At 63.2% G+C, this 21,686-nt stretch carries 18 protein-coding genes; 14 read left to right on the top strand and 4 right to left on the bottom strand.

Features of this window, described 5'->3' with window-relative positions; translation table 11 throughout:
* The first annotated feature begins 233 nt into the window (after positions 1-233).
* The 4 genes from AC5WNI_RS02835 (at position 234) to AC5WNI_RS02850 (ending at position 4,130) form a co-directional block, all read left to right on the top strand.
* Positions 234-1,418, top strand: coding sequence for a beta-ketoacyl-ACP synthase III (locus AC5WNI_RS02835; RefSeq protein WP_487885709.1), 1,185 nt, complete (start codon positions 234-236; stop codon positions 1,416-1,418).
* A 135-nt stretch (positions 1,419-1,553) separates the two neighbouring features.
* Positions 1,554-2,315 carry an MlaA family lipoprotein gene (locus AC5WNI_RS02840; RefSeq protein ID WP_107335497.1) on the top strand — a complete coding sequence of 254 codons (762 nt, stop codon included), beginning with the start codon at positions 1,554-1,556 and terminating at the stop codon, positions 2,313-2,315.
* Positions 2,316-2,431: 116 nt separating this feature from the next.
* Positions 2,432-3,583: a PP2C family protein-serine/threonine phosphatase gene (locus AC5WNI_RS02845; protein ID WP_175090480.1), complete on the top strand. Its 1,152-nt coding sequence runs from the start codon at positions 2,432-2,434 to the stop codon at positions 3,581-3,583.
* Positions 3,573-4,130, top strand: a complete 558-nt coding sequence (locus AC5WNI_RS02850) for an STAS domain-containing protein (RefSeq protein ID WP_495928643.1) — start codon at positions 3,573-3,575, stop codon at positions 4,128-4,130. The genes AC5WNI_RS02845 and AC5WNI_RS02850 overlap by 11 nt, the downstream gene beginning before the upstream one ends.
* Before the next feature lie 146 nt (positions 4,131-4,276).
* Here the strand turns inward: AC5WNI_RS02850 and tal are convergent, their stop codons facing one another.
* On the bottom strand, positions 4,277-5,215 hold the full coding sequence (gene tal, locus AC5WNI_RS02855; protein ID WP_175090482.1) for a transaldolase: 939 nt from the start codon (positions 5,213-5,215) through the stop codon (positions 4,277-4,279).
* 324 nt (positions 5,216-5,539) lie between these two features.
* Here tal and AC5WNI_RS02860 point away from each other — a divergent pair, with 324 nt between their 5' ends.
* The 5 genes from AC5WNI_RS02860 (at position 5,540) to pstB (ending at position 11,375) form a co-directional block, all read left to right on the top strand.
* Complete coding sequence (locus AC5WNI_RS02860; RefSeq protein ID WP_487885703.1) at positions 5,540-6,757, top strand: Bcr/CflA family multidrug efflux MFS transporter; 1,218 nt, start codon at positions 5,540-5,542, stop codon at positions 6,755-6,757.
* Between the two features lie 112 nt (positions 6,758-6,869).
* Positions 6,870-7,886, top strand: a complete 1,017-nt coding sequence (locus AC5WNI_RS02865; protein WP_175090484.1) for a substrate-binding domain-containing protein — start codon at positions 6,870-6,872, stop codon at positions 7,884-7,886.
* A 128-nt stretch (positions 7,887-8,014) separates the two neighbouring features.
* Positions 8,015-9,271: a phosphate ABC transporter permease subunit PstC gene (pstC, locus tag AC5WNI_RS02870; RefSeq protein ID WP_175090485.1), complete on the top strand. Its 1,257-nt coding sequence runs from the start codon at positions 8,015-8,017 to the stop codon at positions 9,269-9,271.
* Positions 9,272-9,285: 14 nt separating this feature from the next.
* Positions 9,286-10,452: a phosphate ABC transporter permease PstA gene (gene pstA / locus AC5WNI_RS02875; protein WP_175090486.1), complete on the top strand. Its 1,167-nt coding sequence runs from the start codon at positions 9,286-9,288 to the stop codon at positions 10,450-10,452.
* 80 nt (positions 10,453-10,532) lie between these two features.
* Complete coding sequence (pstB, locus tag AC5WNI_RS02880) at positions 10,533-11,375, top strand: phosphate ABC transporter ATP-binding protein PstB (RefSeq protein WP_285461747.1); 843 nt, start codon at positions 10,533-10,535, stop codon at positions 11,373-11,375.
* A gap of 112 nt (positions 11,376-11,487) precedes the next feature.
* Here pstB and AC5WNI_RS02885 read toward each other — a convergent pair whose 3' ends face one another.
* Positions 11,488-12,708 (bottom strand): acetyl-CoA C-acyltransferase, encoded by a 1,221-nt coding sequence (locus tag AC5WNI_RS02885; RefSeq protein ID WP_487885704.1) that lies wholly within the window; start codon positions 12,706-12,708, stop codon positions 11,488-11,490.
* 117 nt (positions 12,709-12,825) lie between these two features.
* Between AC5WNI_RS02885 and AC5WNI_RS02890 the strand changes: the two genes are divergently transcribed.
* The 5 genes from AC5WNI_RS02890 (at position 12,826) to AC5WNI_RS02910 (ending at position 20,169) form a co-directional block, all read left to right on the top strand.
* On the top strand, positions 12,826-13,443 hold the full coding sequence (locus AC5WNI_RS02890) for a TetR/AcrR family transcriptional regulator (RefSeq protein ID WP_285461749.1): 618 nt from the start codon (positions 12,826-12,828) through the stop codon (positions 13,441-13,443).
* Between the two features lie 306 nt (positions 13,444-13,749).
* Positions 13,750-15,420, top strand: a complete 1,671-nt coding sequence (locus AC5WNI_RS02895; protein ID WP_487885705.1) for an AMP-binding protein — start codon at positions 13,750-13,752, stop codon at positions 15,418-15,420.
* An 83-nt stretch (positions 15,421-15,503) separates the two neighbouring features.
* A complete protein-coding gene (locus AC5WNI_RS02900; RefSeq protein WP_285461751.1) occupies positions 15,504-16,268 on the top strand; it encodes an SDR family NAD(P)-dependent oxidoreductase in 765 nt (254 codons plus the stop codon).
* Positions 16,269-16,722: 454 nt separating this feature from the next.
* On the top strand, positions 16,723-18,534 hold the full coding sequence (locus AC5WNI_RS02905) for an acyl-CoA dehydrogenase C-terminal domain-containing protein (RefSeq protein WP_495928648.1): 1,812 nt from the start codon (positions 16,723-16,725) through the stop codon (positions 18,532-18,534).
* A 414-nt stretch (positions 18,535-18,948) separates the two neighbouring features.
* Positions 18,949-20,169, top strand: coding sequence for an AI-2E family transporter (locus AC5WNI_RS02910; protein ID WP_254627192.1), 1,221 nt, complete (start codon positions 18,949-18,951; stop codon positions 20,167-20,169).
* Positions 20,170-20,300: 131 nt separating this feature from the next.
* Here the strand turns inward: AC5WNI_RS02910 and trxA are convergent, their stop codons facing one another.
* Together trxA and AC5WNI_RS02920 are read right to left on the bottom strand one after the other, a co-directional pair.
* Positions 20,301-20,624, bottom strand: a complete 324-nt coding sequence (gene trxA, locus AC5WNI_RS02915; RefSeq protein ID WP_043333971.1) for a thioredoxin — start codon at positions 20,622-20,624, stop codon at positions 20,301-20,303.
* A 249-nt stretch (positions 20,625-20,873) separates the two neighbouring features.
* Positions 20,874-21,650, bottom strand: coding sequence for a sulfite exporter TauE/SafE family protein (locus AC5WNI_RS02920; protein ID WP_285461753.1), 777 nt, complete (start codon positions 21,648-21,650; stop codon positions 20,874-20,876).
* Positions 21,651-21,686 lie beyond the last annotated feature (36 nt).

Below are 21,686 nucleotides of genomic sequence, written 5' to 3' on the forward strand. Positions count from 1 at the left end.
GACAGGAATTGCTGTTTAAGCATTCACTGTGGTCGCCCGACAAATGCTGACTCGGGCGTCTGGAATCGCCGAGACAGCGTACACTGAACATGGGGCATGACGACGCGGTACCGGGTCGTGCCCCGCTCAATTCTGGTGATATCCCGCGGGATAGCACTGTCAGGAGTGGATGCATGCCAAACAATGACAATGTTCACGCTGCCGATACGCAACACGCCAACGCCGGTCAGTCCATGAGCGCCAGCGGCAATCATCGGGTACTGATCACCGGCAGCGGGCTCTACACGCCGCCCAACGCCATCAGCAACGAGGCACTGGTGGCGTCCTTCAATGCCTGGGTGGCGGCGGACAATGCCGCCAATGCCGACGCCATCGCGCGTGGTGAGCGTGAGGCGCGTACCGAGTCCAGTGCCGAATTCATCGTCAAGGCCTCGGGTATCCACAGCCGCTACGTGCTGGATGCCGAGGGCATTCTCGACCCGGAGCGCATGCGTCCACGCCTGCCGGCGCGCGCCAATGACCAGCCCTCGGTGCAGTGCGAGATGGGCGTGGCGGCCGCGCGTGAAGCACTGGCAGCGGCGGGCGTCAGCGCCGCGGACCTGGATCTGGTCATCGTGGCCTGTTCCAACCTCGAGCGCCCCTATCCGGCGGTAGCGGTGGAGCTGCAGGCCGCGCTTGAGGCCGGTGGCTATGCCTTCGACATGAACGTGGCGTGCAGCTCCGCCACCTTCGGCATCGAGACCGCCGCCAACGCGATTCGCAGCGGCAGTGCCAGGCGTGTGCTGATGGTCAATCCGGAGATCTGCAGCGCGCACCTGAATTTCCGCGATCGTGACAGCCACTTCATCTTCGGGGATGCTTGCACGGCCGTGGTGCTGGAGGCTGCGGATGTCGCCACGCGCACCGATGGTTTCGAGGTGCTCGGCACGCGTCTGGTGACGCGCTTCTCCAACGCGATACGCAACAATTTCGGCTTCCTCAATCGCACGGCGGTGCTTGAGGACGATGTGGCATCCGCGATGACACTCGACAGCGCAAGCCTTCGTGAACAGGCCGATGACAAGTTGTTCATCCAGGAAGGTCGGCGTGTCTTCCGCGAGGTCTGCCCGATGGTGGCCGAGCTGATCACCACCCATCTGGGCGAGATCGAGGCGGACGGCGGGGATCTTGATCGCATGTGGCTGCACCAGGCCAACCGCCACATGAACGACATGATCGCGCGGCGTGTGCTGGGGCGTGACCCGTCGAGCGAGGAAGCGCCGATCATTCTCGATCGCTACGCCAATACCAGCTCCGCGGGCTCGGTGATCGCTTTCCACCTCCATCATGCGGATCTGGCGCCGGGGAGCCTTGGGGTATTGTGTTCTTTCGGGGCAGGCTACAGTGCCGGCAGCGTGCTGCTGAAACGCTGCGGTTGAAGCAGGACATTGCGCGAATCCACGTGGCCTGTGCTGGCTCTTGGCGGGCGCGGAACGTATAAAGAAGGCCGGACCTGACAGCCAGGGATGTGGCAAGGACCGCTGCAGGAATCCAATAGACTTACAGGTGACGAGATGCACACGATCAAGACTTCCCTGCCGGCACTGCTGGCCATGTCCCTGCTGGCGGGTTGCGCCAGCACCGGAGACAGCGAGCCGAATCCTCAGGACCCCTGGGAGGGCTTCAACCGTAACGTCTATACCTTCAATGACACCCTGGACCGCTATGCCCTCAAGCCGGTGGCACAGGGCTATGACTATGTGACGCCGGAGCTGGTGCAGGATGGCGTGGGCAACTTCTTCTCCAATCTCGGAGAGGTCCGTACCATGTTCAACTCGGTGCTGCAGTGGAAGTGGGCCAATGCCGGTGTCTCCACCGGCCGCCTGCTGCTCAACTCCACCGTCGGCATCGGCGGTCTGTTTGACCCGGCCAGCGAACTGGGCTGGACAGTGGACGAGGAAGACTTCGGTCAGACCCTCGCCGTCTGGGGAGCAGGGCAGGGGCCATATCTCGTTCTGCCGTTGTTTGGTCCGAGTACCGTGCGTGATACCGCGGGCATGCCGGTGGATTACTTCGCTGACCCCGTCAACTACGTCGAAGATGACAAGGTGCGTTACGGCCTGAAGGCGCTGGATCTGGTCGACACCCGTGCCGGTCTGCTCGAGCAGGAGAAGTTGATCCAGGGCGATCGCTACAGCTTCATTCGTGATGCCTACCTGCAGCGTCGCAACTTCGAGATCAACGATGGCAAGCTGGGCGATGATCCCTTCGCCAGCGACAGCTTCGATGATGCCGATCTCGATGGTGCCTTCGCACCGGAAGACGACAGCCAGTAACGCGTCATCCGCAGCAGGCGGCCGGTGTCGTTGAGCGGCAGCTGGCACCGGCCGTGAGGGCAAGCAGCATCAAGACTGCGAGTGGATGGCAGTAAGGACGGGAATGAGGGGTTGGCATGGCGGATGAGCAAGGCAAGCGTCTGTTGATCGGTCTGATTGATCTTCCCGGCTCGCGGCGTGATGCGCTGGCGAACCTGTTGACGGATGAACGCTGTGCGGTGGCGGCCTGTGATGGCATCGCGGCACTGCCCAGCGGGGTGGCGGTGGTGGTCGCGCATGTCGAGGCCGTTTCCAGTCATGAGTGGGCGCGTCTGGCCGAGCGCCTGCCGACGGTAGTGGTGGCCGAGAGCCGTGGCGATGAGTGCCTGTTGCCGGCGGTGGAGGCCGGGCTGGTCGATTACCTCATCTCGCCGCGCGAGCATGGCTCGGTATTGCGCAGTCTGCTCAAGCGGGCGGCGGAGCATCACCAGCTGGCCCATGAGCACGCCAAGGCACGCGCGCGCCTCGAGGAGCTCAACGAGCACCTGGAGACGCATCTGGCGCTGCTGCGTCAGGACCAGCAGGCCGGGGGCCAGATCCAGCAGCGCCTGCTGCCCCAGAGCGGGCAGCACATCAATGGCGTCAGTTATGAGTACTGCCTGTCGCCGTCACTGTATCTCTCGGGTGACTTCCTCGAGTATCAGGCGATCGACGAACGCTTCAGCCTGTTCTACTTTGCGGATGTCTCCGGTCATGGCGCCTCATCGGCCTTCGTGACCGTGCTGCTCAAGCTGTTGTTCGCGCGGGCGACCCGGCATTGGGAGGAACATACGCCGGAAACCTTCGGCCCCGAGTGGCTGGCATTGCTCAACCGTGAACTGATCGACAGTGGTATCGGCAAGCATGCCACGGTGATGTGTGGTGTGATGGACCGTGACACGCGCACGCTGCATTACACCCTGGGCGCCCAGTTGCCGATGCCGGTACTGGTCACGCCCGAGGGCGAACTGTGTGAGCTGGAAGGCAGCGGTCGGCCGGTAGGGCTCTTCCCAGACACCCGCTATCCAGCGTATCGTGTGGCGCTCCCTGAGCGCTTCCGTCTGTGGCTGGCCAGTGATGGTGTACTGGAATGCCTGCCGGGCGACGCGCTGGAGGACAGGACTCGAGCACTGCATCAACGGATTCTGAGCAGTGAGGATGTGCAAGGATTGCGTCGTGGTCTGGCGCTGGATGGCGAGCTGCCGGATGACCTTACCTTGATGACGCTGACAGGATTCCATGATGGATGAAGGACGTATCCAGGCCGTGTTCGAAGATGGCCTGTTCGTGCTCAAGCTATCCGGTGATGTACGCCTGACGCTGTGTGCCACGCTGGATCAGCAGGTACAGCGCGTGGCTGCGGTTGAGGGACTGGAAAGCGTGATCATCGATCTGCGCGAAGCGACCAATGTCGATTCCACCGCACTGGGCTTTCTGGCCAAGCTGGCGCTGGCGGTCCGCGACCGGCTGGTGATGCCGGCGCAGGTGGTGGCTTCCCATCCCGACGTGCTGACCATGCTCAAGGTGATGGGGTTCGACGAGGTGGCCAGTGTCGTGGACGCCGGCAGCCTGCCGGAGGCGGACCAGGCCGATCTGGACGGGGCTTCCTGCTGCAACGCGCCAGCGCTGAACGAGTCTCAGGATGACGCCGATGCCTCGCCCCAGCAGGAACAGGAGCTGCGCGGGCGCATTCTCGAGGCTCACCGGCTGTTGATGTGCCTGAACGGCCACAATCGCCTGGAATTCCAGCCGCTGATCGAACTGCTGGAAAGCGAGGAGCATCGCCAGCTGCACTGAAGGCGCGTGCCGGGACGTTGAGCCTGACAGCACGATTCGGAATGCACGATGCAAAAGCGCCTGCCGTGAAACACGGCAGGCGCTTTTTGTTGCCTTGGCCATTCAATGAGCTCTTGCTTAACAAGAGTTCACTATCGGCGCTAGGCTCAGTGGCTGCGCAGTTCGGCCAGCAGGGTCTCGAGCTTGCGCTGATCGGCCATGAACTTGCGGATACCTTCGCCCATCTTCTCGGTGGCCATGGCATCTTCGTTCATGTCCCAGCGGAAGTTGGACTCGGTCAGCACTTCCGGCACGTTCTGCTCGGCATCGCCGGCCAGCAGGCGACGTTCCAGCGTGCCGGTGCTCTCGGCCAGCTCACCCAGCAGTGCTGGCGAGATGGTCAGGCGATCACAGCCGGCCAGCGCTTCGATCTCGCCGGTGTTGCGGAAGCTGGCGCCCATCACGATGGTCTTGTAGCCGTGTCCCTTGTAGTGCTCGTAGATGGCCTTGACGGACTTCACACCCGGGTCGTTGTCGCCGCTGAAGTCGGCGTCCGGCTGATTGGCCTTGTGCCAGTCGAGGATACGGCCGACGAAGGGCGAGATCAGCGTCACGCCGGCATCGGCACACGCCTGGGCCTGGGCGAAGCTGAACAGCAGCGTCAGGTTGGTGCGGATACCTTCGCGCTCGAGCTTCTCGGCGGCGCGGATGCCTTCCCAGGTGGAGGCGGTCTTGATCAGGATGCGTTCCTGACCGACGCCATTGGCGGCGTAGCGCTCGATGATGCGATGCGCGCGACGGATGGTCTCATCGGCATCGAAGGACAGACGGGCACTGACCTCGGTGGAGACATAGCCCGGCACCAGGCCGGCGATCTCGGTGCCGATGTCCACGGCCACGGCGTCGACGGCATCATCGATGTCGGTGGCCTTGCGCGCGACTTCGGTCAGGCGCTCGCGACGTGACGGGTCCTGAGCGGCCTGCAGGATCAGTGACGGGTTGGTGGTAGCATCAGTGGGCGCGAAGCGACGAATGGCCTCGAGGTCACCGGTGTCGGCGACGACGGTGGTCATTTCCTTGAGTTGGGAGAGCTTGTCCTGTGCCATGCAAGAGTTTCCTGTACTGAGCGTGAGCCACCCGAAGGGGTGAGTGGCCCTCATGAATAAGGCAAGAGGTGAAGGGCAGGGGCCGCCGGAGCGAGCGCTGCCACCGAGTGTGCACCCACGCCTGCCGGCTGTGAAGACACCTCGGGCCGATCGCCCCAAGTGGATGATCCGCGGGGATTTCATCAGCTTGATGTGACATTCGTCACCTGTGTAGGTCAACTGTATCAATTGTGCGGCGGCGCGCCCACTGTCGTCATCTGACGGCAAGGGCGTGGCGTTTTCGGCACGTGGCTATACCATCGACGAACGATTGCAGGAGGGGATGTGGACAAGCGTCAAACCCGTCAGCTGGCCTTGCTGGTCGCGGCCAATACGGCCCTGGCTCCATTGGCCATCGATGCCTACCTGCCGGCACTGCCGGCCATGGCGGAAGACCTGGCGACCACGGTGCACCATACGGAGCTGTCGCTGTCGATCTTCCTGCTCGGCTTCTCGCTGGGGCAGTTGATCTTCGGCCCGCTGTCAGACCGTATCGGGCGCAAGCCGGTCCTGCTGTCAGGTATCTTCGTCTTCCTGCTGGCGAGTCTGGCCATCACCCGGGTCGAGAGCCTCGAGGGACTCTATGCGCTGCGCTTCCTGCAGGCGCTGGGCGGCGGCGCCTCGGTGGTCAATTCCTCGGCGATCGTGCGCGATTGCTTCAGTGGCCGAGAGGCGGCCAAGGTGCTGTCCACCGTCGCGGTGATCATGATGCTGGCGCCCTTGATCGCGCCTGCCATCGGCAGTCTGCTGCTGGGCATGGAGGGCTGGTGGCTGATCTTCGCCTTCCTGGCCATGTATGCCGCCTTCCTGCTGGTGGTGCTGCCACTGCGCTTGCCCGAGACCCGGCGCAAGCGCGAGGCGGACGAACCCCCGGCCAGTCTCATGCAGGTTGTGCGTGACTATGCCAGCGTGCTGCGTCACGGGCCGGCGATGGGGTATGCGCTGACGCAGGCGATGGGCTTCGGTGGCATGTTCGCCTTCATCACCGCGTCGCCTTACGTCTATATGCAGCATTTTGGAGTGACGGCGGCCTGGTACCCGGTGCTGTTCGGCGCCAACATCCTGTTCATGTTCACCGCCAACCGGCTCAATGTGCGTCTGCTGTCACGCCTGTCGCCGCCGCGTCTGCTGCGCATCGGCATCGGTATCCAGCTGTCTGCCGCCATCCTGCTGGTATCGGCGCTGGCACTGGGGCTGGACCTGCTCTACGTCATCGCGCCGTTGCTGATGGTGTTCGTCGGGGCCAACGGCATGGTGGCGCCCAACGCGATCTCCTCGGCGCTGGAGTATTTCCCGCGCATCAGCGCCACGGCCAATGCGCTGATCGGCAGCATGCAGTTTGCCAGTGGCGCCGTGATCGGCATGCTGATCGCAGGCCTGGCGATGGATAGCCTGTGGCCGATGATTCTCGGCATGCTGGGCACGGCGCTGATCAGCAATATTCTGCTGCGGGTGCTGGCAGGGCGCCGCGCTCTGGCGCGCCATGCGACGCCGCCCGACTGAGAATGGCTTGAGTCGGCGACTGTCACACAGTTGTCATGAATGCTTGGCAAGGTACTCCCTGTAGACAAGAAGCCACCTCACTGGCTCATTCCTATCGCAAGGAGTTTCAGGCATGAAGGCGTTCCTCAAGTCCGGTCTCGCAGTGGCTGTCATCGCTGCATCAGTGGGTGCAGCAGAAGCCCGTGAACAGCTGCGTATCGTGGGGTCTTCCACGGTCTATCCGTTCTCCAGCTACGTCGCTGAAGAGCTGGGTGCCACCAGCGATTTCCCGACTCCGGTCATCGAATCCACCGGTTCCGGCGGCGGCATGAAGCTGTTCTGTGAAGGTGTCGGTGACAGCACTCCGGACATCACCAACGCCTCTCGTCGCATGAAGACGTCTGAATTCGAGCGCTGTGAAGAGAACGGCGTGACCGATATCACCGAAGCGATGATCGGCTTCGACGGTATCGCCTTTGCCCAGTCTGTCCGCGATGGAAGCATCGACCTGACCCGTGAGCAGATCACCCTGGCGGTCGCCGCTCAGGTGCCGGTTGACGGCAAGCTGGTCGACAACCCCTACACCAAGTGGTCCGAGATCGACTCCTCCCTGCCGGACCGCAAGATCACCATCTACGGGCCGCCTTCCACTTCCGGTACCCGTGACGCCTTCGAAGAGCTGGTGATGGAAGTCTCCACCGAAGAGATGGAAGGCTACGGCGGTGAGGGTTACACCAACATCCGTCAGGACGGTCACTACATCGCTGCCGGCGAGAATGACAACCTGATCATCCAGAAGCTGGTCGAGAACACCGAAGCCTTCGGTATCTTCGGCTACTCCTTCCTCGAAGAGAATGCTGACAAGGTCGTCGGTGCTTCCATCGATGGCGTGCAGCCGGAAGCCGATGCCATCTCTTCTGGCGAGTACCCGGTTTCCCGCTCCCTGTTCTACTACGTGAAGAACCAGCACAAGGATGACGTGCCGGCTCAGCAGGCCTACAACGACTTGTTCATGAGCGAGAAGATGATCGGCGAGCTGGGCTACCTCAAGGGCATCGGTCTGATCCCGCTGCCGAAGGAAGAGCGCGCCACGCTTCGTGAGCAGGTCGCTGAGCGCACCAAGCTGACTCTGGCCGACCTCCAGAAGTAAGCAACGCAGCTGACCCTCTGACGCGGCCGGTTGCCCTTGGCAGCCGGCCCGTTTGCTTGACTGGTCGCAGGGTTTCGCAAGGCCTGAAGCCTTCCCCCTGTGAACAACGCGACTCCGGGACCCGAAAGATGCAGACTCAGCAGATCTTTCTCTTCTTCATAGGCATCGTGGCGCTGGTTGGCCTGGTGGCCTTCTTCAGCGGCCGCAGCAAGGCACAGCGCGTGCGTGCCAGCGGGGCTGAAATGTACGCCCAGCCGGATCAGTACGGCTGGTTCACGGCAATTTCCAGCGCAGGGCCTGCTCTGCTGGTCGGTCTGGCAGCCGTCGTTGCGATTGCCACCGCTGATATCGATATCGAAGGCATGCAGCTGCTGATCGCCAGTCTGGTCGTCGCAGCCGTCGGCCTGGTCATCGGCCTCGCCCTGGTGAAGCCTGATTTCCATGCGCGCAATGCCATCGAGACCCTCATTCGCTATGTGTTGATCGGCGCGGCGATGATTTCCATCGTCACGACGTTCGGCATTCTGGTCTCCATCATCTTCGAGGCCATCCGCTTCTTCCAGATGGAAAGCTTCTGGACCTTCATCACCGGGACCACCTGGGATCCGGGCAACAGCTTCCAGATGGCCGCCGGCCGTGGCGAAGGTGTCGAGAGCACCGCCAACTTCGGCGCCGTACCGCTGTTCGCCGGTACCTTCATGATCACCCTGATCGCGATGCTGGTGGCCATTCCCATTGGTCTGCTCGCCGCGGTCTACATGGCAGAGTTCGCCCCCGAGAAAGTGCGTACCGTCGCCAAGCCGGTACTGGAAGTGCTCGCCGGAATCCCGACCGTGGTGTATGGCTTCTTCGCTGCCATCACCGTCGCGCCGCTGATCGTCGACATCTTCTCGCCGCTGGGTATCGAGGCGTCCTACAACAACGCGCTGGCACCGGGTCTGGTCATGGGCATCATGATCATTCCGTTCATCTCCTCTCTGTCTGATGACGTCATCACTTCTGTCCCGGACACCATGCGTCAGGGTTCTCTGGCGCTGGGCATGACCCACGGCGAGACCATCCGCAACGTCATCCTGCCGGCCGCGTTGCCGGGCATCATCTCCGCGTCTCTGCTGGCCATGTCACGCGCCCTCGGCGAGACGATGATCGTGGTGATGGCGGCGGGCATGCGTCCGAACCTGACCGCCAACCCGCTGGAAGACATGACCACCGTCACGGTGCGCATCGTTGCCGCGTTGACCGGCGACCAGGAATTCGCGAGTGCCGAGACACTGTCGGCCTTCGCGCTGGGTCTGGTGCTGTTCGTTGTCACTCTGCTGCTGAACATGGTCTCGGTGGTCCTGATCCGCCGCTTCCGTGAGAAGTACAGCGCCAACAATCTCTGAGGCCGAGACTAGACATGAGCCATTCATTCGACGATATCTCGGCCCAGCTGAAGGGCCGTCATCGCCGCACCAAGCGCCTGAAATTCATGTCCATGGGCGCACTTGCCCTGGCCGCCACCTTCTTGGTGGTCTTCATCGGCGACATGGTCATGCGCGGCTATCCGGCCTTCCAGCAGGCAGAACTGCACGTGCCGGTCACCTACAGCGAGCAGTCGCAGGAAATACCGCTGGCAGCGGTGGAGGAAGACGTGCGTGATCTGGTCAGCCGTGGCTGGCTGCGGCAGCTGCCGCGCGACATGGCCGCGGACGCCAGCCTGATGGGTCAGACGATCGACCGCTGGGTGATCGCCGATGACCAGGTCGATCAGTATCTCAAGGGCCACAAGTCACACCTGAAGCCCAGGCAGACCGCCGTGCTGGATCGCATGGTCGAGAACGGCACGGCCGAGCTCAAGTTCAACATCAACTTCTTCACCACCGGTGACTCGAAGCTGCCGGAATACGCCGGTATCTGGTCGGCGGCGATGGGGACGATCCTGACGCTGCTGGTCACGCTGGCCTTCGCCTTCCCGGTCGGGGTGCTGACGGCGGTCTACCTGGAGGAGTTCGCACCGGACAATCGCTTCACCCAGGCGATCGAGGTCAACATCAACAACCTGGCGGCGGTGCCGTCGATCCTGTTCGGTCTGCTGGGTCTGGCGATCTTCATCAACTTCTTCGGCATGCCGCGCTCCTCACCGCTGGTCGGCGGTCTGACGCTGGGTCTGATGACCTTGCCGGTGATCATCATCACCACGCGCTCGGCTCTGCGCAGCGTGCCCGACACCATTCGTCAGGCCGCCTTCGGCGTCGGCTGCTCCCGCTGGCAGGTAGTGCGTGACCACGTTCTGCCGCTGTCACTACCGGGAATCCTGACCGGTTCGATCATCGGCCTGGCACAGGCAATGGGCGAGACCGCGCCGCTGATCATCGTCGGCATGGTGGCCTTCATTCCGGATGCGCCGACGGCCATCACCCAGGCCGCCACCGTGCTGCCGGCCCAGATATTCACCTGGGCGGGCGAGCCGGAGCAGGCCTATGTTGAACGTACTGCGGCGGGCATTCTGGTGCTGCTGTCAGTGCTGATCTTCCTCAATGCCGCAGCCGTGATGCTGCGCAAGAAATTCGAGCGTCGCTGGTAGGCCGCTGCGAGGCGGCCCGCCGAATGGTCGGTCGCCTGCATCTCAGGCCCGGACCCACGACCCATCAAGGAATACGAGACATGAACAGCACCGTCGCCACTCCCGCCAAGCCTGCCGTCGCCACGCGTGCCGGAAGCCCGGTCGTCATCAATGAAGATGCCAACCATGATCTGGCCATTCGCGTGGAAGACCTCAACCTGTGGTACGGCGAGAAGCAGGCCCTGAAGAACATCAACATCGACATCTTCCAGAAGAATGTCACCGCTCTGATCGGGCCGTCCGGGTGCGGAAAATCGACCTTCCTGCGCTGCCTGAACCGCATGAACGACTTGATCCGCAGCGTGCGCATCGAAGGCCTGGTCGAGATGGATGGCCGTGACGTCAACGCGCGCGACATGGATGAAGTGGCCCTGCGTCGTCGTGTCGGCATGGTGTTCCAGAAGCCCAACCCGTTCCCCAAGTCCATCTACGACAACATTGCCTACGCGCCGACCATGCACGACCTGGTCAGCCGCCGCGCCGACAAGGATGATCTGGTCGAGAGCGCGCTGCGTGACGCGGGTCTGTGGGAAGAAGTGAAGGACATTCTCGATCAGCCGGGCACCTCGCTGTCTGGTGGTCAGCAGCAGCGTCTGTGCATCGCGCGTGCCATCGCGGTCAAGCCGGACGTCATCCTGATGGATGAGCCGACCTCGGCGCTCGACCCGATCTCCACCGCGACCATCGAAGACCTGATGGACAAGTTGAAGACCCAGTTCTCCATCGTCACCGTGACGCACAACATGCAGCAGGCGGCACGTGTCGCGGATTACACCGCCTTCTTCCACATGGGCGAGCTGGTGGAGTACAACGACACCAAGACGATGTTCTCCAATCCGAATACCAAGAAGGCCGAGGACTACATCACCGGTCGCTATGGTTGAACACCTGACTGCTTCGTGAGTGCCTTGCAGACCCCACGACGACACTGGCCCGGATCAATGATCCGGGCCAGTGTCGTTGCAGCATCAGGTCGAGTCAGTGTCGAGTGGGATGTCAGTCTTCCAGCTCGACGGCGATCGCGGTGGCTTCGCCGCCGCCGATACACAGCGCCGCGATGCCACGTTTCTTGCCACGGCGCTCCAGCGCGTTGATCAGAGTGACGATGATGCGCGAGCCGGTGGAGCCGACCGGATGCCCCTGGGCGCAGGCCCCTCCGAAGACATTGACCTTCTCATGCGGGATATCGTGGGCATCCATCGCCAGCAGGGTGACCACCGCGAAGGCCTCGTTGATCTCGAACAGGTCGACGTCGTCGGTGGTCCACTCCAGGCGCTTCATCAGCGAGTCGATGGCGCCGATGGGCGCCAGCGTGAATTCGCTGGGGTGCTGGGAGTGGGTGCTGTGACCGAGGATACGCGCCTTGACGGCCAGCCCGCGTCGTTCGGCTTCATCACGGCGCGTCAGCACCAGCGCCGAGGCGCCGTCGGAGATGGAGCTGGCATTGGCGGCGGTGATGGTGCCGTCCTTGGCGAAGGCCGGACGCAGGGCGGGGATCTTGTCGAGATTGGCCTGGAAGGGCTGCTCGTCCTGCTCGACCACGCTCTCGCCCTTGCGGCTCTTGACCGTGACGGCGGCGATTTCCGGCGCGATGTCGCCCGACTCGGTGGCCTTCATGGCACGCCTGAGCGATTCGATGGCGAAGTCGTCCATGCGCTGGCGATCGTAGCCTCGGGCATCGGCCACTTCCTGGGCGAACACGCCCATCAGCTTGCCGGTCTCGGCATCTTCCAGCCCATCGAAGAACATGTGGTCCTTCAGCTCGCCATGGCCGAGGCGATAGCCGCCACGTGCCTGGGTGAGCAGGTGCGGGGCGTTGGACATCGACTCCATCCCGCCGGCCAGCATGATGCGGTTGGTGCCTGCGCGTATCAGGTCATGCGCCAGCATGGTGGCCTTCATGCCGGAACCACACAGCTTGTTGATGGTGGTGGCACCGATGCTGTCCGGCACGCCGGCCTGGCGCATGGCCTGACGCGCCGGTCCCTGCTTGACGCCAGCGGGCAGCACGCAGCCGAAGATGCCCTCGTCGACATCGGCAGGCGTGAGGCCCGCACGTTCGATGGCCGCCTTGATGGCCACGGCGGCAAGCTGTGGCGCGCTCAGCGTCGAGAGTGAGCCCTTGAGGCCACCCATCGGCGTGCGGGCTCCGGCGAGAATCACGATGTCATCGCTGCTGGCGGCAGGGCTTGGCGTAGTGCGGGAAGCGGTCGTCATGACGGTCTCCTGTGTCTTGTTATTGGAAGATCGAGTCGTGCAGTCGGCGTTGTGATCACTGCGTGGCTATGCTTTGATCCATTCAATCCCATAAACCAAGCAAGCGCTAGTTATACGATGAATGTAGCCACCGCCTCACCCCGTCGCAAGGAGCTGGTCCGCATCGCTGCCCGCCTGTTCGTCGAGGAGGGTTTCGATCGCACCACCGTCCGCATGCTGGCCCAGGAAATGGGCATCAAGTCCGGCAGTCTCTTCCATCACTTCGCCGACAAGCAGGAAATCCTGTGCGCCGTGATCGAGGAGGGCATGTTCAGTGCGCTGGCCATCGCCCGTGATCATCTGGCGCGCTGCGAGCCGTACCAGGCAAGCGAAGTGACCGCCTCGGCAGCGTCACAGCAGCAGGCGCGTGAGCGACTGCTGGCCCTGGCGCGCGCGCATCTGGACACGCTGCTCACCGACCGCAATGCCCATGTGGTCGCGCTCTATGAGTGGCGACGGCTGGAAGGTCCGGCACGCGAGCATCTCGTCCAGCTGCGCGATGACTACGAGGACCTGTGGCGTGATGCCATCGCCTCTGCCGTCGCTGCAGGGCTGCTCAAGGGCGACGCCGCGCTGCTGCGCCAGTTCATGCTTGGCGCGCTCAACTGGACGGTACGCTGGTATCGCCCCGATGGAGAGCGCTCGCCCGATGAGCTGGCCGAAGCGCTGGTCGACAGCCTGTGTCGTCTGTCCTGAGCGAAGGTCCGTTATACGCCCTCCAATACACGACGTGCGTTACACGCCGTCCGTTATACGCCGTCTGCTACACAGCGTCCGTTACACGGCGTCTGCAACTTTTGGCCAGTCGAGCGTCACAATGCTTGCCGCCCGACAGGCTTGTCGCTAACTTGACGTTTACGTTAACTGTAGATGGCTGGCGCCCAGTCATCTCACATTGCCCCGGAGCACCACTCAGGAGCCAGTCACGCCATGACGCCAAGCGATACAACAACAAACCGCACGTCACGCGCCGCCTCTGCTGTATCTACGAACTTATACGCCATGCAACCTGCCGCCAGTCAGACGCTGAGCGATTATCTGGTCGCCTTCGATATTCAGGCATTGCGCGATGAACTGTTCACCACGCCGCCTGACGCCGATGTCGAGGGCGAGTTCGGCAATGCCTATGAGGCGTGTGTCGGGCGTCATCTGCGCGCCGGGCAGGGCGAACGTATCGCGCTGGTCCATGAAGATGAACAGGGCCGGGTGCGTGAGCTGAGTTACGCACAGCTCGACGAGCAGAGCGCGCGGATGGCGGCTGCCTTGAAGGCACAGGGTGTGATGGCGGGGCAGCGGGTCGCCTGCATGTTGTCGCGTACGCCGGAGCTGATGATCGCGCTGGTCGCGACCTGGCGGCTGGGCGCCGTCTATCAGCCGCTGTTCACCGCCTTCGGCACCGATGCGCTCGACTATCGCCTGTCGCGCGCCGAGACGCAGATCGTGATCACCGAGACGAGCCAGCGCAGCAAGTTCACTGAGCTTGCCCGCCATCCCGTGATCATCTGCGTGCGTGGTGAGGGAGATGCGCTGGAGGCGGGCGATCTCGACTGGCAGACATTGTTGCAGAGCGAGCCACTGACCGAGCCGCCAGTGTGGCTTCCGGCGGAGGCGCCCTTCCTGCAGATGTTCACCTCCGGCACGGTCGGCAAGCCCAAGGGCGTGGCGGTGGCGCTGAATGCGTTGTCTGCCTTCTGGCTCTATCAACGCCTGGCGGTGGATCTGCGCCCCGGCGAGCGCTTCTGGAACATGGCCGACCCCGGCTGGGCCTACGGGCTCTACTACGCCATCACCGGCCCGCTGTTGCTGGGGGCCACCACCTACTTCATGCAAGCACCGTTCAGTGCAGAAGGCGGGCTGGCCTTCCTGGAGCGTCACCGCATCGACAATTTCGCGGCTGCGCCCACGGCCTATCGCATGCTCAAGGCCTCCGGGCTCGGTGAAGGGGCCTTCGAGCGCTTGAACCTGCGGGTCGCAAGCTCCGCTGGCGAGCCCCTCAACACCGAGGTGGTGGGCTGGGTCGCGCGGGAGCTGGGCTGTGCAGTGATGGATCATTACGGCCAGACCGAGACCGGCATGACCTGCTGCAACCATCACGCGCTGGCCCATGAGGTCGTGGTCGGCAGTGTCGGCTTCCCGCTGCCCGGCTATCGACTGGCCGTGCTCGACGCCGAGTATCGTGAACTGCCGCCGGGCGAGCCGGGTGTGCTGGCGGTGGATATCGCCCGCTCTCCCGCGCACTTCTTCGCCGGCTACACCTGGCAGGAGAAGCAACCCTGCGTCGAGGGCTATTACCTGACAGGAGACGTGGTGGTGGCAGAGCCCGATGGCCGCTTCACCTTTGCCGGGCGTGATGACGACATCATCACCACCGCGGGCTATCGCGTCGGTCCGGCGGATGTCGAGAACGCTGTGCTGGTGCATCCGGCGGTGGCGGAATCGGCGGCGGTCGGCAAGCCGGATGCGCTGCGCGGCGAGATCATCAAGGCCTATGTGGTGTTGCGCGATGGCCATGTCGGCAGTGACGAACTGGCGGAGGAAATTCGCGCCAGCGTGCGTCAGCGTCTCTCGGCGCACAGCTACCCTCGCGAGATCGACTTCGTCGACAGCCTGCCCAAGACGCCGTCGGGCAAGATCCAGCGTTTCCTGTTGCGGGCACAGGCGCGCGAAAGCTGAACGCCGAGCCATATACGGGACTTTTCTGTCATCGCCCGCCTCTCATCACCTTTCCTGCCATCACCTTTCGGGAGACTCGTTTCATGAAGATCGCCGACCACTGCTTTCTGATCACCGGCGCAGCATCCGGCCTCGGGGCCGCCACGGCATCACGTATCGTCGCGGCCGGCGGCCAGGTGGTGCTGGCCGATCTCTCGGAGACCGCCCGAGAACAGGCCGATGCGCTGGGGGAGGCAGCACGCTTCTGTCATTGCGATATTACCGACAGTGCCAATGTCGAGGCCGCGCTGGATGTCGCGGAGCAGACCTTCGGTGCCATCCATGGGGTGATCCATTGTGCGGGGGTGGTGAGCGTCGCCAAGCTGGTGGATCGTGACGGCGAGCCTGCTCCGCTGGAGGGCTTCGAGAAGACGCTGTCGATCAATCTGAGCGGTACCTTCAACGTGGCGCGCCTGACGGCGGCACGCATGGCGCGCAATGCCGCCGAGGGCGAGGACGGCGAGCGGGGCATCATTCTCAATACCGCCTCGGTCGCGGCCTTCGACGGCCAGGTGGGGCAGTGCGCCTATAGCGCCTCCAAGGCCGGGGTCGCCGGCATGACGCTGCCGATGGCGCGCGAGCTGGCACGCCATGGCATTCGCGTGATGGCGATCGCGCCCGGCGTGTTCGAGACACCGATGATGGCCGGCATTCCGGAGCCTGCCCGCGAAGCGCTGTGCGAGGCGGTGCCGTTTCCCAAGCGACTGGGCAAGCCCGATGAGTTCGCGCGTCTGGCCGAGCACATCATCACCAACAGCATGCTCAACGGGGAGGTGATCCGCCTCGATGGCAGCATCCGCATGGCCTGAGGCTGGCGGACGAGGCCTTTAACATTTGGATCGGGCTCTCTGGATCGGCTCTGGGGAGAGAGCACGGGACACAAGGAATCTTGCAGGACAGGTTATCTCTGGGGGAGATATTGCTCGATCGCGGCTGCGGTCGGGCTTTTTTGTATCTGTTTTTCATGTCTTTTCTTGTTTCTGACTTGCGGCGCGGGGTGGTAAGTACGCAGGGCTTGCCACTGACGAGACAGGGCTTGCCACCAATGTCGCAGGCCAGAAATCAAACGACCGCTTGACGGTGTGGCGAAGGAGGGGTTAGTTTCAAACGCATGTTTGATAGTGTTGCGCCAGACCTGTTCGCCGCCAGCGACTCGCTTCTTCATTGCTCGAGCGAGTGTTGCGCCGCCTGACAAGTGTCCTGCCGCCACCTGTCGTTGTTCAGGTCAGTGCCGCCGCGTCGCGACGGCTCAAGGAGTAAAGCATGCCGGACTATCAGGCGCCGTTGCGCGACATCCGCTTCGTGATGAATGAGCTGCTCGACTATCCCGCGCACTATGCCAGCCTGCCGGGTGGCGATGAGGCCAGCGACGATATCGTGACCGCCATCCTGGAGGAGGGTGCACGCTTCGCGCATGAGGTGCTGACGCCGCTGAACCAGTCGGGCGACCGCGAGGGTTGTACCTTCGAGGGCGGCGAGGTCAAGGCGCCGAGCGGCTTCAAGGCTGCCTATCAGCAGTATGTCGAGGGCGGCTGGCCGAGTCTGGCTGCCTCACCGGAGCATGGCGGTCAGGGGCTGCCGCCGTCACTGGCGATGGTGCTCTCGGAAATGGTCGCCTCCGCCAACCTGTCGTGGGGCATGTATCCGGGCCTCTCGCATGGCGCGATGAATGCACTCGAGCATCACGGCAGCGAGGTGCTCAAGCAGATCTATCTGACCAAGCTGGTCGAAGGCAGCTGGACCGGTACCATGTGCCTGACCGAGCCGCATTGCGGCACGGACCTGGGCCTGATCAAGACCCGTGCCGTGCCGCTGGATGACAGCGATGACAGCAAGGGCCACCGCATCAGCGGCACCAAGATCTTCATCTCGGCCGGTGAGCACGATTTGTCCGAGAATATCGTGCACCTGGTGCTGGCCAAGCTGCCGGATGCTCCGGAAGGCTCGCGTGGCATCTCGCTGTTCGTGGTGCCCAAGTTCCTGCCCGACGCCAATGGCGAGGCTGGTGAGCGCAATGGCGTCAGCTGTGGCTCCATCGAGCACAAGATGGGCATTCACGGCAACGCGACCTGCGTGATGAACTTCGACTCCGCCAAAGGCTTCCTGGTCGGCCCGCCGCACAAGGGGTTGGCCTGCATGTTCACCATGATGAATGCCGCGCGTCTCGGCGTGGGGATCCAGGGCGTCGCGCTGGCGGAGGCCAGCTTCCAGAATGCGCTGGGCTATGCGCGTGACCGTCTGCAGATGCGTGCCCTGTCCGGTGCCAAGGCGCCGGAGAAGGCGGCCGACCCGATCATCGTGCATCCGGACGTGCGCCGCATGCTGCTGACCCAGAAGGCCATCGCCGAGGGCGGGCGCATGCTGGTGATGTATGCCGCCCAGTTCAATGACATCGTCGAGAATGCCCCGGACAGCGAAGACAAGGCGCGTGCCGATACCTTGCTCGGCCTGCTGACGCCCATCGTCAAGGCCTTCCTGACCGAGACCGGCTTCGAGGCGACCAATCACGGCGTGCAGGTCTATGGCGGCCACGGCTTCATTCAGGAATGGGGTATGGAGCAGTTCGTGCGCGATGCGCGCATCACTCTGCTTTATGAAGGCACCACCGGTATCCAGGCGCTGGACCTGTTGGGCCGCAAGATCCTGATGAGCCAGGGCGAATCGCTCAAGGTCTTCACCAAGGAGATCCACAAGTTCTGCCAGGCCAGCGAAGGAAGCGAGTTTGCCAATCCGCTCGCCGAGCTCAACCGCGAATGGGGCGAGCTGACCATGGCGGTGGGCATGGGCGCGATGCAGGACCGCGAAGCGGTCGGCGCCGCCAGTGTCGATTACCTGATGTACGCCGGTTACGTCACGCTGGGCTACCTGTGGGCGCGTGCCGGCGAGACGGCCAAGGCGGCGCTGACGGCCGGCGAAGGGGATACTGCCTTCTATCAGGCCAAGCTGGATACCGCGCGCTTCTACTTCCAGCGCATCCTGCCACGTACGCAAGGCCATGCCGCAATGATTCGCGCCGGTGGCGAGACGCTGACGGCGCCGACGGTGGAAGGCTTCGGCAGCGGCTTCGAGATCTGATGACGGCTTCAAGCCTGACAGTAGTTTCAAGTCCGACAGTAGTTTCAAGACTCAGCAGTTCGATGTATCGGTAACAGTCGTGTCTTATGCCTCCAGTCAGTGCGCTCTGACTCGGTACCCTTGGGGAGACTTCGGTCTCCCCATTTTTTGTGCGTCTTGAGGGAGGTGGGAGTTTCCCCCCGGCACGAGCAATCAATCTCATTTCAGTCTTGGCTTGTGGCAGGCATGCGCCCAAGATAGGCGCATCGAAGACTGTCTCGGTTAACCCGCAGAGCAGCGACGCGCATTTACTTGTGGCAAGTACTGATGGCAAGTACTGATGGCAAGTACTGACAGGATAGGTGGCGCAGGATGCACGCGAACGACACGCCCGACGAAAGATCGCGACACGAGGAAGTACTGCCCGAGGCGCAGATGGCTGAAGCGCAAGCGCCTGACGATAGCGTTGGCGAACCCCGCGGTGTCAGTGAGGGCACTTCCATCGAGGAAGCCGTGACACGCATGCAGGTGCCACGCGACGAGCGTCAGCAGGAGGCACTCGAACGCTCCGGACGTTCTCGTCACGTCCCCAACGTGCGCCGCGCGCTGGAGATTCACCCCTTGCTGGTCGGCATGGCCGCAGTGGTCATCATCATCGGCGGCCTCAAGCTGGCGGCGGACCTGGTGGTTCCGCTGCTGCTGGCGGTGTTCGTCGCTGCGGTCTGCGATGCGCCGGTGCGCTGGCTGGCCCGTCACGGCATCGGGCAACGCTTCGGGGTGCCCATCGTCATCCTGACGGTCTGTGTGCTGTTCTCGTCACTGACGGCACTGCTGGTCTCGCGCTTCACCCTGTTCAGCGATGAGATGCCCAAGCTTGAGGAGAGCCTGCGCGAACAGTACCAGAGCATGCTGGAGTGGCTGGCGGACAGTGGCGTATCCATCGCACCGGCCCGCTTCAGCGAGCTGGTCGATCCGGCCTCGCTGACCCAGTGGGTGCCGAACCTGCTGACCGGACTGGGGGGGATTCTGTCCTCGAGCGTCATCATCGTGCTGACGGCCACCTTCCTGCTCTATGAGGCGCTGTCACTGCGCGACAAGCTGGTCAGCACGCTGCGCAGCCCGCATGTCAGTCTGCGCCGTTTCACGCTGTTCTCGCTGACGCTGCGCCGCTATCTTGCGGTCAAGACCTTGATCAGCCTCGTGACCGGGGGGCTGGTCGCGATCAGCTGTCTGGTGCTCGACGTGGAGTTCGCCTTCCTGTGGGCCACGCTGGCCTTCTGCCTCAACTACATCCCCAACATCGGCTCGGCACTGGCTGCAGTGCCTGCGGTGTTGCTGACGCTGGTGATGCCGGAGGGTGGCGCAGTCAAGGCGCTGATGCTGGGCGGCTGTTACCTGGCGATCAACTTCATTCTCGGCAACTTGATCGAGCCGCGCGTGATGGGGCGCACTCTGGGGCTGTCGACGCTGGCGGCCTTCCTGTCGCTGGTGGTGTGGGGCTGGGTATTCGGGCCGGTGGGCATGCTGCTGTCGGTGCCGATCACCATGACGCTCAAGATCGCCTTCGACTCGCACCCGGGCACGCGCTGGGCGGCGCGCTTGCTGGGCCCCTCCGTGCGCCGGATACGCCGTCGCCGACGCATGGCGGAGGAATGACCCGCGAGCCAGGCCCTTTTGAATGAACCACCAGAATGTCGAAGGCCCCGTCACGCTGTGCGTGATGGGGCCTTCAATGATCGAATCAGTGCGCGGTGGCTGGCGAGGCAGTCACCTGTCAGCAAGTCGACTCAGAGGTTCTGCTCGATGAACTGGCTCAGCTGACCCTTGGACTGGGCACCGACCAGAGAGGCGACCTTGGCGCCAGACTTGAACAGGATCACGGTCGGCACGCCACGCACGCCTTGCTCGGCGGCGATTTCCGGCGCGTCATCGACATTGACGTTGACGATCTTCAGGCCTTCGCCTTTCTCGTTGGCGACTTCTTCGACGACCGGCGCCATCATCTTGCACGGACCACACCACGGGGCCCAGAACTTCAGCAGGACCGGGGCTTCAGCGTTGAGAACTTCCTGTTCGAAGTTGGCGCCGGTGACATCGACGTGATTGGACATCTTGTTTCTCCAGGGGATTCGTTTCGCTGTCTGCGGCATTGCCGGACATGCAGGCTGCGTCCGATGGTAGCGCCACTTTGCATCACTGACAAATGAGCATTGCCCATCGGCTCAATAGCACGGGGTTATGATCGCTAGTGTTTTTATAGCTGTTTTATTGGTTTGAGGGAATAGCAACGGGGCAGGCAATGTGGATTGCCTGCCCCGACTTTGGTATTGCCTGTGCGAAGGCCCTTCAGCAAGGAGAGCTCAGAAGAAGGCGTAACGGATACCCAGCCCCAGCAGCAGTGTCGTCAGCAGGCCCTGCAGCAGGCCGCTGGGCATGTGGCGCGTCAGGCGTGCACCAAGGTTGATGGCAGGCAGTGAGCCGACCAGCAATGCGCCAAGCAGCAGGAAATCGACGTTGCCCAGCCATAGATGTCCCAATCCCGCGACCAGTGTCAGCGGTACGGCGTGAGCGATATCGGTGCCCACGATGCGCGCGGTGCTCAACAGCGGGAACAGCATGATCAGCACGGCAGCGCCGAAGGCACCGGCACCCACGGAGGACAGGGTGACGCACACGCCGAGCACGATGCCGGCCAGCACGGTCAGCGGTGCCGCGTGGCGTACGATGAAGCTTTCCGGGCTGATCAGCCCCAGCAGGCGTTTCTTGAACAGCAGCACGCCGGCGGTGAGGATCAACATTACACCGAGCATGCCCTTGATCAGGCCGGCGTAGGCGGTAGGGTCAGTGAAGAAGGTATGCAGGACCGCAATCGTCAACAGCGCCGCCGGCAGCGAGCCGATGGCCAGACGTCGGGCGATGGTCCAGTCCACATGGCCCTGGCGATGGTGCGCGAAGGCGCCGCCCGCCTTGGTAATGGAGGCATAGAGCAGGTCGGTGCCCACGGCGATATGCGGCGGGAAGCCGAACATCAACAGCAGGGGCGTCATCAGCGAGCCGCCGCCCACGCCAGTGACACCGACCGCGAAACCCACTCCGGCGCCTGCCAGCACGTATAGCAGCAGTTGTGTGACTTCCATCCCTACCTACCCCCTTGTCAGGTTACTGTCGCCAAT

The organism is Cobetia sp. PDI-12MA (assembly GCF_059507695.1).